General features: G+C 66.7%; 11 protein-coding genes. 5 read left to right on the forward strand and 6 right to left on the reverse strand.

Features of this window, described 5'->3' with window-relative positions:
* Positions 1-36: 36 nt before the first annotated feature.
* Positions 37-975 (reverse strand): LysR substrate-binding domain-containing protein, encoded by a 939-nt coding sequence (locus LDO54_RS02465; protein ID WP_224005685.1) that lies wholly within the window; start codon positions 973-975, stop codon positions 37-39.
* Positions 976-984: 9 nt separating this feature from the next.
* Positions 985-1,905 carry a helix-turn-helix transcriptional regulator gene (locus tag LDO54_RS02470; protein ID WP_224005688.1) on the reverse strand — a complete coding sequence of 307 codons (921 nt, stop codon included), beginning with the start codon at positions 1,903-1,905 and terminating at the stop codon, positions 985-987.
* A gap of 122 nt (positions 1,906-2,027) precedes the next feature.
* On the opposite strand from LDO54_RS02470, the gene LDO54_RS02475 reads away from it, so the two are divergent.
* From LDO54_RS02475 to LDO54_RS02485, 3 genes are all read left to right on the forward strand, one after another.
* Complete coding sequence (locus LDO54_RS02475; protein WP_224005691.1) at positions 2,028-2,915, forward strand: SDR family oxidoreductase; 888 nt, start codon at positions 2,028-2,030, stop codon at positions 2,913-2,915.
* 305 nt (positions 2,916-3,220) lie between these two features.
* Positions 3,221-3,433: a hypothetical protein gene (locus tag LDO54_RS02480; protein ID WP_224005693.1), complete on the forward strand. Its 213-nt coding sequence runs from the start codon at positions 3,221-3,223 to the stop codon at positions 3,431-3,433.
* A 99-nt stretch (positions 3,434-3,532) separates the two neighbouring features.
* The gene (locus LDO54_RS02485; protein ID WP_224005695.1) at positions 3,533-4,282 is read left to right on the forward strand and encodes a glycosyltransferase family 2 protein; all 750 of its coding nucleotides are present in this window, start codon (positions 3,533-3,535) and stop codon (positions 4,280-4,282) included.
* Positions 4,283-4,499: 217 nt separating this feature from the next.
* Here the strand turns inward: LDO54_RS02485 and LDO54_RS02490 are convergent, their stop codons facing one another.
* Both LDO54_RS02490 and LDO54_RS02495 read right to left on the reverse strand, forming a co-directional pair.
* The gene (locus tag LDO54_RS02490; RefSeq protein ID WP_224005698.1) at positions 4,500-5,069 is read right to left on the reverse strand and encodes a DsbA family protein; all 570 of its coding nucleotides are present in this window, start codon (positions 5,067-5,069) and stop codon (positions 4,500-4,502) included.
* Positions 5,070-5,142: 73 nt separating this feature from the next.
* The gene (locus tag LDO54_RS02495; RefSeq protein WP_224005717.1) at positions 5,143-7,023 is read right to left on the reverse strand and encodes a tannase/feruloyl esterase family alpha/beta hydrolase; all 1,881 of its coding nucleotides are present in this window, start codon (positions 7,021-7,023) and stop codon (positions 5,143-5,145) included.
* Between the two features lie 159 nt (positions 7,024-7,182).
* Here LDO54_RS02495 and LDO54_RS02500 point away from each other — a divergent pair, with 159 nt between their 5' ends.
* The gene (locus LDO54_RS02500) at positions 7,183-7,416 is read left to right on the forward strand and encodes a hypothetical protein (protein ID WP_224005720.1); all 234 of its coding nucleotides are present in this window, start codon (positions 7,183-7,185) and stop codon (positions 7,414-7,416) included.
* 39 nt (positions 7,417-7,455) lie between these two features.
* Here LDO54_RS02500 and LDO54_RS02505 read toward each other — a convergent pair whose 3' ends face one another.
* Positions 7,456-8,736, reverse strand: a complete 1,281-nt coding sequence (locus LDO54_RS02505; protein ID WP_224005723.1) for an MFS transporter — start codon at positions 8,734-8,736, stop codon at positions 7,456-7,458.
* Between the two features lie 467 nt (positions 8,737-9,203).
* Here LDO54_RS02505 and LDO54_RS02510 point away from each other — a divergent pair, with 467 nt between their 5' ends.
* On the forward strand, positions 9,204-10,976 hold the full coding sequence (locus LDO54_RS02510; RefSeq protein ID WP_224005726.1) for a DNA-binding protein: 1,773 nt from the start codon (positions 9,204-9,206) through the stop codon (positions 10,974-10,976).
* Between the two features lie 116 nt (positions 10,977-11,092).
* On the opposite strand, the gene LDO54_RS02515 is transcribed toward LDO54_RS02510, so the two are convergent.
* Positions 11,093-12,547 (reverse strand): cytochrome-c peroxidase, encoded by a 1,455-nt coding sequence (locus LDO54_RS02515; RefSeq protein WP_436975477.1) that lies wholly within the window; start codon positions 12,545-12,547, stop codon positions 11,093-11,095.
* Positions 12,548-12,637 lie beyond the last annotated feature (90 nt).

The following is a 12,637-nucleotide window of genomic DNA, read 5'->3' on the forward strand; positions in this document are numbered from 1 at the left end:
TAGGTGGAACCTATAGCGTTTCTGTCAGGGGCGCGTTCAGCGCCGCGCGCGCGGGGAGGAACGGCCGGGCAGCACGCCCGCCCAGACGCCGCTTTCCACGAGTTCGGCAACGAGTTGCTCGACCACTTTCTGGATCGCCAGCGAGGCCGCGCTGGTCGGCAGCGCGTTGGGCACGCACAGCGCCACGGCCCGCGAGATCTCGGGCTCGACGAGGCGGTGGATCAGATGCTGGTCGGCGGAATGGCCGAACGCGTCGGACGAGACCAGCGTGACGCCGCCGCCCTGGCGCGCGATGGCGAGCATGGTGGGCAGCGAGTCGATATCGGCGACCACTCTGGGCTCGATGCCTTCGCGCGCGAAGGCGCGTTCGATCAGCAGGCGCAGGCCGTTCGCGGCGCTCGGCAGCACCAGCGGGACGTCGGCGAGTCGCCGCAATGGCACGTCGGCGCCCGCGTCGATGCCTTCGATGTCGCCGAACGCGTACAGGTTTTCCTCGAATAACGGCCGCACGGCGATGCCGCGCGTTTCGGCTTCGCGAAACAGGATCGCCATGTCGAGGCGGCCGTTCGCCATCAGCTCGGCGAGATAGCCGCTCATGCCCTCGACGATATGCAGGCGGATGCCCGGGTAGTGACGCCGCACGTAGTCGTAGAGCGGTAGCGCGAACACCACGGCGACGCTGGTCGGCAGGCCGATGGCGACCTGGCCCGATTCGGTGCCCTTCACCTGCACGGCGAGCGGGATTTCCTCGACCTGGCGCAGCACGTCGCGCGCACGCAGATAGAGCGCGCGGCCCGCCTCGGTGGGCTGCACGCCCTGATGGCTGCGCAGCAGCAACTGGCTCTTGAGCTCGCCTTCGAGGTTCGCGACCTGCTGGCTCAGCGACGGCTGCGCGACGCACAGGCGCTTGGCCGCTTTGGAGAGACTGCCGCAATCGACGATGGCGACGAAGTACTTGAGTTGCCGGATATCCATAGGCCTAGCTTATCGCACGGCGGGCTCGTGCGCGACGCGTTCAATCTCTGAATCGGCCACTGAACCGCCCGCTGAATCGCCCGCTGAATCGTCCGACGCGGCCGCCTCGATCAGCACCCGGATGCGCGCGGCCGTTTCCGCGCCGAGCGGGTTGTACACGAGCATATGCAGGTCCGGGCGGCCATCGACGGAAAACGCCGACTGCTCCAGTTCCACCAGCCCGAGCGTGGGATGGTGCAGCCGCTTCACGCCGTGGGCCTCGCCATGATCGTGCACTTCATGGCTGCGCCACAGCGCGTCGAATTCCGGGCTCAGGCTGCAAAGCTCGTCAACCAGTTCGCCGACGGCGGAGACGAGCCCGGCGCGCGCGACGTCGGCCCGGAACGCACCGACCACGAAACGCGCCACCGCGTCCCAGTCGTGCTGCTTGGCGCGCACGTCGGGATTGCAGAACAGGAAGCGCAGAATGTTGCGCTGGCCGGGCGGCAGCTTGCTGTAATCGGTCAGCACGATGGCGGCGGCGCGGTTCCACGCCACCACGTCCCAGGTGGCCGTCTTGATGATGGCCGGGCTGTATTGCAGCGAATCGAGCAGCCGTTGCAGGCGCGGATTGACGCCCTCGACGGGCCGGTAACGCACTTCCGGCGGCCGTCCGAGACCGAGCATGAAGAGGTGCTCGCGCTCGGGATCGGTGAGCATCAGCGCGCCCGCGATGCGATCGAGCACCTCGGGCGAAGGCGCGCCGCCGCGCCCTTGTTCGAGCCACGTGTACCAGGTGGGGCTGATATGGGCGCGCTGCGCGACTTCCTCGCGGCGCAGGCCGGGCGTGCGGCGGCGGCCGCTGAAGCCGAAGCTCGCGGGATCGAGCCGCGTGCGGCAGCGCTTGAGAAAGTCGCCGAGCGAGGCGACCGAGGCAGCGGTGGAAGGCATATTGGCTATCCTGGGGCTAGCTTGGGGGCTATCCTGTTAACCATCTTAATATGATGATCTCACTACTTTAACGGTATAGCGAAACGGCAGATAGTACGCGCTCCACGACCAAGGAGTAGCACATGCGTATCTTTCTGACCGGCGCGACCGGTTTCATCGGCTCGGCACTCACGCGCGAACTCATCGACGCGGGCCACGACGTGCTCGGCATGACGCGTTCCGATGCGGGCGCGCAAGCGCTCGTCGAAGCGGGCGCGCAGGTGCATCGCGGCACGCTCGAGGATCTGGATAGCCTGCGCAACGGCGCGGCGCAAGCGGACGCGGTGATTCACACGGCGTTCGATCACGATTTTTCGCGCTTCGTCGAGAACTGCGAGAAGGATCGTCTCGCGATCCGCGCGCTCGGCTCGGCGCTCGCGGGCTCGAACCGTCCGCTCATCATCACCTCGGGCACGGGCATCGGCGGCGGTCATCATGGCGAGCCGGCCAGCGAGGACGTCTACAACACGAGCCATCCGAATCCGCGTATCGCATCCGAAATGACGGGGCAGGAACTGCTCGACGCGGGCCTCGACGTGCGCGTGCTGCGTCTGCCGCAGGTTCACAACCCGTATCGGCAAGGGCTCATCACGCCGCTCGTCGCCGTGGCGCGCGAGAAGGGCGTGTGCGGCTATGTGGGCGAGGGCCAGAACCGCTGGCCGGCCGGTCATCTTTCCGACGTGGTGCGCCTGTATCGGCTCGCGCTCGAAAAAGGCGCGCCGGGCGCGCGCTATCACGCCGTGGGCGAAGAGGGCGTGACGAGCCGCGCGATCGCCGAGTCGCTGTCGCGCGCGCTCGGACTGCCGGCTGTGTCGATCGCGCCCGCCGAGGCGGCGGCGCATTTCGGCTGGATGGGAATGTTCGTCGGCATGGACATGCCTGCGTCGAGCGCCCTTACGCGCGCGCGGCTCGGCTGGCAGCCGGTCGGCCCGACGCTGATCGCCGATCTCGACGAAGCGCGATTCGTGTAACGGAGAGTTGGGCTGCAATACGTATGAGGAATGCGGTAACGACTTCATGATGATTCGGCATGCTTATCGATTGTCTTGAGGTCGGCGGCTGAATTTTCAGGCGCGCCGTGCCGATTCGGCGTGCGCGGCGCGCGACGGCATGCGCGTTCAGGAGAATGCTTTCCATAACTTCCCTGGTATTACAAATCTTCAGAGTCAGATGCGGAAAGAACCCGTAACGCTGCGTAAACAAGCTGCGGATGAATTCTGCAAGCATAGGAATCAGCTTGTTGTTTTTGTTTGATTGCCTGATGAAGAGAGTTTCCATGAAGAAGTTGCTGGCGCTGGCAGGCGCGATTGCAGTGGCGGCCGCGCTCGGCGGTTGCTGCGTGTGGCCGTTTTGTGGCCCGGGTGCCTGGGGTCCGGGCGGTGGTCCTGGCGGCGGTGGCGGTGGTGGTTTCGGCGGCGGCCCTGGCGGCGGTGGTGGCGGTGGCCCTCACGGCGCGATCGTCGTGCCGAACGCGAACCGCGTTGCCTGATCGACCTGACGCGCGCACGGCGAATCGGTCACGGAAACGTGGCGGTTCGCCGTGCGCGCATCTTCCGATGTTGCAGTCACGCAGGATGTTGAGGACAACTTGAAAGCATCGCAGCTAGGCGTAGCGATCATCACCCTGAACGCCGGAAAGCATCTGGCGAAATGCCTGCAATCCGTGCGCTTCGCCGACGAAATCGTCGTGCTCGACAGCGGCAGCACCGACGACACCCTGGATATCGCGCGGCAGTATGGCGCGCGCGTGATCGAAACCGACTGGCCCGGTTTCGGCGCGCAGAAGAATCGCGCGATCGAGGCGTTGTCCACGCCGTGGATTTTGTCCATCGACGCCGATGAAGAGGTGTCGCCCGAACTCGCACAATCGATTCGCGAGGCGATTGCCCAGCCCGATCAAGTGGTCTATGCCGTCGACCGGCTGTCGAGTTTTTGCGGCCAATGGATCTATCACTCGGGCTGGTATCCCGACTGGATTCCGCGCCTGTTTCCGCGCGACGTGGCGCGCTTTTCGACCGACCTCGTGCACGAGCGCGTGGTCTACGACGCACCGTCGCGCCGCCTCACGGGCAAGCTGATGCACTACTCGTACGATGACGTCGGGACCGTGCTGCGCAAGATGGATCTGTACTCGACGCTCGGCGCGGAGCAGCGCCGCGCGAGCGCGAAGCGCAGCAGCGTGAGCAAGGCGCTCGGGCGTGGCCTGTGGGCGTTCGTCCGCACGTATCTGCTGCGCCGGGGTTTTCTCGACGGCCGCGCGGGGCTCGTGATCGCGGTGTATAACGCCGAAACCGTCTATTACCGCTTTCTGAAGCTCGCGCGTCTCGGTGCACCGTGACGGGCGACGCGAAGATCGGCGATCGATTCAAGTCGGTCGCCGATTTTTTTGCGCTACATCTGCAACTAACTGCCCAGCGCGGCGAGCGTTGCCCAATTAGCACCGACGTCAACCGACAGGTTTATCGAACGCACGGCAAGCAACAGCGGTGCGTTCAGTGCGTTAGACATCGACCGCGAGCGCGGTCGATGTTCACAGTGCGTTAAGCCTTGGCGCCTTAACGCAGACGCTCGGCCCACGCGGCAACCTCATCGCCGCTGCTGATCTTCGGATCGACGAGCCCGTCGATCATGAAAGTCGGCGACACGTGGATGCCGTTCTGACGCGCGTATTTCGCGTGCCATTTCACTTCGCTGTCGAGTCCGGGAATCGCGAATGCTTCGCGCAGCGCGAGGCCGCTATAGCGTTCGATACGCGCGATGATGTCGTTGGGCGTCGCGTCCATGTTCGGGCCGCCGCCATGACGCTCGAATTCGAATTCCTCGCGATGCGCGGCCACTGCGGCCAGCACGGCTTTAGCGTTTTCCTTGCCGCCCGGCAGCGTCGACGCCGCCAGGATGCAGCGCACGATCACACCCGAATACATGTGCCACGGCTGCGATTGCAGGCGGATCTTGACGGTGATGTTGTCAGCGCCGGCCGCTTCGAGCAGGGCGTCGAGCTTGCCGAACGCGCGCACCGAGTACGGGCAGGTCGGTTCGAGAAAGACTTCGAACACGCGCGGGCCGTGGCCCCAGGTGAGCGGATCGGCGCGCCAGGCGGGCGTGGCGGAAGCGGGTTGCGTCATGGTGATGTTTTCCTTCGAGGATGAATGATGTCGCGCGACGTGCAAGCCGTGCACGTCGCGTACTGTCATGGCGTTATTGCTGCGGCAACGGGAACAGCGTGTCGTCGCGCACGACGTATTGTTTCTGGAAGCCCGGGCGCAGCATGAACGCGCCGTACCAGTCGATCGACGCGGGTTCCTTCACGGGGCTCGCCGCGGGGCCGTAGCTCGACGCGAGTTTCGGATCGCCCTTGCCGAGATAGTGCGCGATCTGCGGGAACGGATAGATCGGGCGGCTCGCGAGTGCCGGCTGATTCGGGATCGCCGCGGGCGGCAGCGCCGCGTGCGAGCCCATGCCGCTACCACGTCCGTCACTGCCGCCTTGCGGGCCGTCCATCGGCGGCGCGCCGTGCGCGGCGCTCGCACTGGAAGCCCCCGCGGCACCAGAGGCACCAGCGGCGCCCGGCGGCGGCCCGAAGCCGCCCGCGCTCGACGCGATGCGATCCGCGTGCAAACTCGCGGGCGCCGTGCCGCGCTCGACCCACGACATCAGCGGGCTCAGCGTATCGACTTGCGCGAAGCCGTCGCCGCCGCCGCAATGGCCCACGCCCGGAATCATGAAGAGGCGCAGGAAACGGTCGGTCGCGGCGGCGCCCAGCTCGGCCTGCACGGCGCGATAGTAGGCGATGGAGATCATCGGCGCGATCGAGAAGTCGGCCCAGCCGTGCCACATGATGAGCTTGCCGCCGCGCGCCGAGAACGCCCGCAGATCGGGATTGGTCGCGTCGTTGAGCGGATGCAGTTCCTGCATGCGCGTGAATTGCGCCGTCGTGAACGGGAAGGTCGTGGCGCTCGATTCGGCCTGCGAGGGCGCGAGATTGACCACCGGCACCATGCTCGTGTAAAGCGCTTCGGACATCACGTGCGCGTTGGCGTCGCGCGGCACGAACGAGCCCCACATGAGTTCCGAGCCGGGTTCGAGGCCGCCCGGCAGGAAGCGATGACCGGCGGCGTCGGTCGGTCCCGCGTAGATCTTCTGCGCCACCGACCATTCGGCGGGCGTGAGGCAGTGCGCGGTATCGGCCGCGCCGCTCTTGCACGCGACCCAGCTTTGTTGAACGCGGCACGCGCGCGGATCGCTCAGCAGGCCGTCCTTGACGCCGTCGAGCGTGTCGCAATGCGCGATCACCGCGTCGTGCAGCACGCGCAGCTTCGGCGCGAGCAGGATCGGCTTGCCGTTGCGGTCGCGATTGGCCGCCACGGTCCACGCGTGGAAGAACGAATTCTGGATCTGGAACAGCATCGCGGGCGCGCCCGCTGAAATGCCGTCGAAGTCCTCGGGATAACGCTGCGCTTCCATCAGCGCTTCGCGGCCGCCATCGGAACAGCCGGAGAAATACGCATAACGCGGCGCGACGCCGTAAAACGCGCGCATCAGCGCTTTCGACGCCAGCGCCGTCACGTGATTCGCGCGATAAGCGAAATCGATGCGCTTTTGCGGATCGGCGGCGAACGCGCTTTCGTCGGGCGAACCCATGCGGCCCGTGTGGCCCATGTCGGTGGCGGCGACGGCGAATTCGCCGTCGAGTGCGGGACGGCAATCGCCCGCATTGCCGATGCTCGCGTTGATCTGGCCGCACAGGCCGCCGCAACCGGCCTGGAGATAGCGTTGCGTCCACTTTTGCGTCGGCAGGTCGAGCTTGAAGCCGATCGACGGCGCGATCGTGCCGCTCACTTCGCAGAACTCGCCTTGCGCGGTGTTCACGCGTTTCGTTTCGATCGCGACGGCGGCGCCGACGGCGGCATCGAGCTTCGTTTGGGCGAGCGCTTCGCAGCTCAGCACCGGCGCGACCACGGGCAATGCCGTGCCGGGATCGGCGAGGGCGGGCGCCGCGCGCAGCAGCGCGAGCCCCGCGAGCAGGACGAGCGCAACGGCGAACGCGCCCGCGCGACGGGTAAGTAAAGGTAAGGACATGGCGTTCATCGAAAGAGACGGGAAAAAAGCGGGAAAAAAAGCGGGCGCGGCGGACGGCCCGCCGCGATTTCGGAACCGTGTTCTTAGCATCTTTTTCGTTTCGATGGCGCGGGTTCGGCGGCCCGATCATGACAATCGATGACAGGATAAGCAGAAAGCATGGCATCGCCGAATGCGGCGCGGGCGATGCGGGTGATGCAGGCAATGCGCGAAGGCGTGCGTGCCATAGTTTCTTTAGCGCGCGAAAAGATTGTCGCGGTTGTGACGCTGGCGGATCTTGAACAGAATCTTTCGCTTGCGGCCAACGAGTTGCCGTTCACAACGCGAAGGCGTGGTCGATGTCTACAGTTGGAATCGAACCTTCGGCGCAACGGCGACGGTCGCGGCGCGTGAAATTACTTAGCCATGCTGAGTGTTGTGCAAGACTCGCGATCAGCCGCGCTCGCCGCGTCCCCCACGTATCGTCGCCGTATAACCGAGCAAGCCCAGAACGGGGCCGGGCACGAGCAGCCAGGTCGCGTCGAGTCCGATATGGCCGAACAGCGCGGTTGTGGCCGCGATGGACACGACCGTGATCGCGAAGCCGATCGAATTCTGGATCGCCAGCGCGCCGCCCACGGAGCCGGGCGGGCACGCCTTCGCGGCGAGCGCCGAGAACTGCGGCGAATCGGCTACCACCGTTGCGCCCCACAACAACAGCAGCGCGCCGAGCGCGGCGGGCGGCAGATGACGCCACGCGAGCGAGAACGTCAGCGCGCACGAACCGGAAATCGCGAGCGCGCCCAGTGCGATGCGTGCGCTGCCCGCGCGCCTCGATAACGACCCGCCGATCAACGTGCCGATCGACCCGATACCGATGATGCAGAACGCCACACCCGACACGCCGAGCCGTGGAAACGCCGCCGCGAGCGCGGTGCGCGAGACCAGCAGCGGCACCGTCGTCCAGAACGCGTAAAGCTCCCACATGTGGCCGAAATAGCCGAACGTCGCCGCGCGAAACGGGCGAATGCGGAACATCGACCACGCGCTCGCAGCGGCTGGCGCGCGGGCCGCATGGTCATCGGGGGACGCAGCGAGCGCGCGTACGCGCGTGTGCGGCCCGTCGCCGAGCGAGCCGACGAGCGCCGCGCCGAGCAGCGCGAGCGCCGACGACGCCGTGATCACGAGCTGCCACGGAAAGCCCGCGCCGACGAGGCGCATCGCGTGCGGCAGCGCCGTGCCGAGCGTCAGCATGGCGACGAGTTGCGCGAGCGCCTGGCCGGTTTTGTCGGGCGCCCAGCTCACGATCAGCTTCATGCCCATCGGGTAGATCCCCGCGAGGCACACGCCCACGCAAAAGCGCAGCGCACCGCCGCTCACGAGCCCGCCCGCGAGCCACGCGAACGCGAGATTGAAGCCCGCGCCGGCCACCGCGCTCAGCACGAAGATGCGGCTGGCGGGGTAGCGGTCGGCCGCGCCGGTCGAGGAGATCGTCAGCGTGCCGAGGATGAAGCCGATCTGCACCGCGCTCGTGAGCCAGCCGATATCGGCGGCAGTGGCATGCCAGATGCGCATGAGGTCGGCCGCGGTGCTGTTCGCGCTGAACCACAGCGAAGTGCCGAACAGCTGCGCGATGGCGATGGTGCCGACGGCGCCCGGCAGGCGCGGCGCGCGTTGGCGCAGCCCGGGCCGTTCGGGTGGCGCGGGCCGTTTGCGCGCGAAGGTCGAGTTCATGGGCTGCGTGAGTCCGGTATGCTTCCGGGGGATCGCGCGCCGGCCTGCGTGCCGCTGCCATGCAGGGCACGGCGAAGTGGAGCACTGCGGCGAGGCGCGAGGAAGCGGGGTAAAGCAGGATAAAGCGGGTGTAGAAACGGGGCGGCGATGATTCATGATAGCGAGTCGTGCACGCGCCGGATGGCGTTTTTGTCGGCGATTCGACAGACAAAAGCGGGCCGGCCGGCACGTCAAACGCGTCGAAATTACGCCTTGAAGATCGCGGGAGCGCTTTATAAAATGCGGCCCCACTATCTGCGGCGACGTCATTCAATTGCGTGAATACGTCCCCGTTCCCCCGGCTTTTCCGCCAATTAACTTTGGGGTCGAGCGCCGACAATTTTCATATTGCGGGGAGCTCGGCTCACCACCGATCGGCGAGCGGTCTTCGTCGATCGTCAACTTTTCTTAGCGTTATCGAGGCGGATATGTCTAGCAGCAGCATTGCGATCACCGATGAACTCGTCGCTGAAATCGCGGACCGGATGGCTGAAGATGGCCAGACGGTGTCGCCCGTGGCCATCTGGTCGGAAGTGCATACCGGTTCGGTGGTCTCTGTCGCCGCGTCGCTGCGCAAGTGGCGCGAGGCGCGTGCGCCGCGCGTGCCGCAGGTCAGCGAGCGTCCGACCTTGCCCGACGCCGTCACCGAAACGATGCGCGACGCGCTCGACCGTCTGTGGACGTCGGCGCAGGATGAAGCGGAGCGCGCGGTGGCGCGCCGTCTGGTGTCGATGCGCGAGCGCGTCGAGGATGCGTGCAGCGAGCGCGACGACGCGCTGGCCGAATTGCAGAACACCGTGCAGGAACTGGATTCGCTGCAAGTCCAGCTGGATCGGATGACGAGCGCCTACGAAGCGAAGGTCGACGCCGGCAGCGGTCTGGACGAAGACATCGCACTGGCCGTGCAGCGCACCGATGCTGCCGAAAAGCGCGTGCAGGAACTGACCGAGCGCGTCACGACGCTCGAAGCCGAGCTGGAGCAGGCCGTTTCGGAGTTGTCGGCGGAGCGCGCGGCGCGCGAAGCCGCCGAGGCCGAGGCCGTGCGCCAGGCCGAGATCGCCGCAGCCGCTACGGCCGCTGCGCAGCAGATCGTGGCGGAACATGCAGCGGCAGCGGAACGCGCGGCGGCTGAACAGGCGGCGGCGCAAGCGGCGGCGGAACAGGCTGCAGCGGAAAAGGCGGCGGCGGACCAGGCGGCGGCAGAGCAGGCCGCAGCCGAGCAGGCCGCAGCGGAACAAGCGGCAGCCGAACAAGCCGCTGAGCAGGCCGCAGCTGAGCAAGCGGCGGCGGAACAAGCCGCAGCGCAGGCCGAAGCGGAGCAGGCAGCAGCCGAGCAGGCCGCAGCGGAAGAAGCCGCCGCGCAAGCCGCAGCCGAACAAGCCGCAGCGGAGCAAGCAGCGGAACAGGCCGCAGCCGAACCCGCCGTCGATCACGAAGCCGAACGTGCGGCGCTGGAAGCGGAGCATGCGGAAAAGGTCGCGCGTCTGGAAAGCGAACTCGAATCGATCCGCGCCGCGCTGCAAGCCGAGCAGGATGCGCACGCCGCGCGCCGCGACGAAGTCAGCAGCGCACAAGCCGAGCGCGATGCCGCCGCCAGCGAACTGCACAACGTGCAGACGCAGGTCGCGAGCCTGACCGAAGAACGCGACGCGGGCGCGACCGAAATCGCGCGTCTGTCGGCGAGCGTGACGGAAGCGCAAGAGCGCGCGGCCGAACTCTCGCAGCTCGCGGAATCCGCGGCAGCCGAAGCGGCGGCCAACGCGGCTGCGATCGTCAAGGCCGAACAGGAAGTGCAGGAAGCCGCATCGGCGGCGCAGCAGGACACGGCAGCGGTCGAGGCGCTCGAAACGCTGAAGGCGCAGGTCGCGCAGGAAGCGCAAACGCACGCCACCGCGATCAACGAAGCGCGCGACAACCTGAAGAAGTGGGCCGACTACGCGAACGGCCTGAAGCAGCAGCTGATCCAGTCCAACGAGCAGATGATGCTGATTCACGCGCGTGGCGTGGGCGAAGCGTCGCTGAGCCGCCGTCTTGCCGGTGAACTCAGCCAGTTCAAGCCCGAGCACGAACTGCTGCGCAAGGAGTTCCAGCAGCGCGTGATCGTCGAGGCGATCAGCGCGCAACTCGAGGCGCAGGGCTATCGCTACGACGCATCGACGGGCACGGTCACGAAGCTGAACGCCGAGAACGCAACGGCATGATCGTGAGGCGGTAACTCGCCCATCGACGAAAAACGCGCGGATTGCTCCGCGCGTTTTTTTTCGTCTCGTTGAAACGCAGCCGCTCGAATTCAGCCGCTCGAACGCGGCCGCCGCGTCTACTTCGCCTTGTAGCCGTCCGTGAGCGTGCCGATGAACGCGATGATGTCCTGAATATCCTGATCGGACATCGCGGGCTGATCGGTGGGCTTGCGGTCGAACGGCGCATCGGCGTAATCGACGTTGCCTTGCCACGCCTTCGGAATGTCGTTGTAGACCTGCACCTTGCCCGAGGCATCGCGCGGATAGATCTTGCCCGGATCGGTATTGCGCAGGTTGTAGAAGTCCATCACCTGCTTGAGATCGTGATAGACGCCGTTGTGGAAATACACGTGGCGATTCGCGCTGTTGCGCAGCGTCGGCGTGAGGAACATGCCGCAGTATTGCGTCTGCTTCGCGAGGTCCTGGCGGATCGGCCCGCACAGCCCGAGGTCGAAGAACTTCGGATCGCGATTGACCTCCAGGCGCGGATTGCGCGGCACGCCGAGCGCTTCGTATTGCGTGTCGGTAAAGAGCGGCGGCAGGCCGTCGGAGGTCGGCTGGCTCAGGTGGCAGCCGGCGCAATTGGCCTTTTTCGGATCGTTGAACAGGCGCAGCCCGCGCAGCTCGGCGTGCGTGAGGCGCGCCTTGCCTTGCAGCCAGTCGTCGTACTTGCTGGTGAAGGCGTGGAAGTCCGGCTCCTCGAATTCGTAGCGGCCGACCGCGAACATCGCTTCGGCGGTCAGCAGGCTCGGATTGTCGAAAATGCGCGGGCCGAACAGCTTGCGGAACACGTCCGCGTAGGACGCGTGCGCGAGCTTGTCGGCGACCGTGGCGGCATCGGGATTCGCCATTTCGGTCGGATTGAGCAGCGGCCCGAGCGCCTGGCGCTGGTACGAATCCGCGCGACCGTCCCAGAACAGGCCGCCCACCGGCACCATCGCGACGGTCGCGGGCGTCGCGCCCGCGACCTTGTCGGCGCGCTGCGTGCCCTTCGCGGCTTGCGCGAGCGCGTTGAAGTCGGGCGGCGCGGCGGCGTCGGCGGCATCGGGGCCGATGCTGAACGGCGCCTGGCGATACAGATAGGCGAGCGAGGGCGGCGGACGGTAGCTCTGGCGATCGAGATTCGGGCCGCCGAGCTGCGTGTCGAGATCGTTCGGCGGACCATAGCCGCGCGTCGCGCTATGGCAGGACGCGCACGACTGCTTGCCCGACGCGGACAGCGACGTGTCGTAAAAGATCTGCTTGCCGAGTTTCGCGACCGCGCTCAGCGGCGCCTGCGGCGGCAAGACGAGTTGCACGGGATGCGGATTCGCGCCGGTGAGGTCTTCCACGGCGTCGCCCACGGCGGCGGGCATGCGTTCGGGATAAGCGAGGGCATAACCGGCGATCGTGCCCGTCGCGGCGAGCACGACCGCGCAGCCGGCCAGCAGGCGTCGGCGCACGCGTGAGCGGCTGGCTCCGGGCGGCCCCTTGGGCGCGGGGGAATCGGCGGAAGGGGACGGTCGGTACGGTTGCGTTGATTGCGTCGACATTGGCGAGTGATGAGCGATGCCCGCGAGGCCCGGCGAGTTGCTGCAAGTTGCGGCGAGTTGAAGCGAAAGCCGGGCGATGAATCGGGTAAA

It is taken from the genome of Paraburkholderia tropica (genome assembly GCF_914484835.1).
GTDB classification, from domain to species: domain Bacteria; phylum Pseudomonadota; class Gammaproteobacteria; order Burkholderiales; family Burkholderiaceae; genus Paraburkholderia; species Paraburkholderia tropica_A.

What these genes read in the sequence shown, in the direction of transcription:
- LDO54_RS02465 (WP_224005685.1), bottom strand. Translation starts at nt 975, where the DNA reads ATGGATATCCGGCAACTCAAGTACTTCGTCGCCATCGTCGATTGCGGC.
- LDO54_RS02470 (WP_224005688.1), bottom strand. Translation starts at nt 1,905, where the DNA reads ATGCCTTCCACCGCTGCCTCGGTCGCCTCGCTCGGCGACTTTCTCAAG.
- LDO54_RS02475 (WP_224005691.1), top strand. Translation starts at nt 2,028, where the DNA reads ATGCGTATCTTTCTGACCGGCGCGACCGGTTTCATCGGCTCGGCACTC.
- LDO54_RS02480 (WP_224005693.1), top strand. Translation starts at nt 3,221, where the DNA reads ATGAAGAAGTTGCTGGCGCTGGCAGGCGCGATTGCAGTGGCGGCCGCG.
- LDO54_RS02490 (WP_224005698.1), bottom strand. Translation starts at nt 5,069, where the DNA reads ATGACGCAACCCGCTTCCGCCACGCCCGCCTGGCGCGCCGATCCGCTC.
- LDO54_RS02495 (WP_224005717.1), bottom strand. Translation starts at nt 7,023, where the DNA reads ATGTCCTTACCTTTACTTACCCGTCGCGCGGGCGCGTTCGCCGTTGCG.
- LDO54_RS02500 (WP_224005720.1), top strand. Translation starts at nt 7,183, where the DNA reads ATGGCATCGCCGAATGCGGCGCGGGCGATGCGGGTGATGCAGGCAATG.
- LDO54_RS02505 (WP_224005723.1), bottom strand. Translation starts at nt 8,736, where the DNA reads ATGAACTCGACCTTCGCGCGCAAACGGCCCGCGCCACCCGAACGGCCC.
- LDO54_RS02510 (WP_224005726.1), top strand. Translation starts at nt 9,204, where the DNA reads ATGTCTAGCAGCAGCATTGCGATCACCGATGAACTCGTCGCTGAAATC.
- LDO54_RS02515 (WP_436975477.1), bottom strand. Translation starts at nt 12,547, where the DNA reads ATGTCGACGCAATCAACGCAACCGTACCGACCGTCCCCTTCCGCCGAT.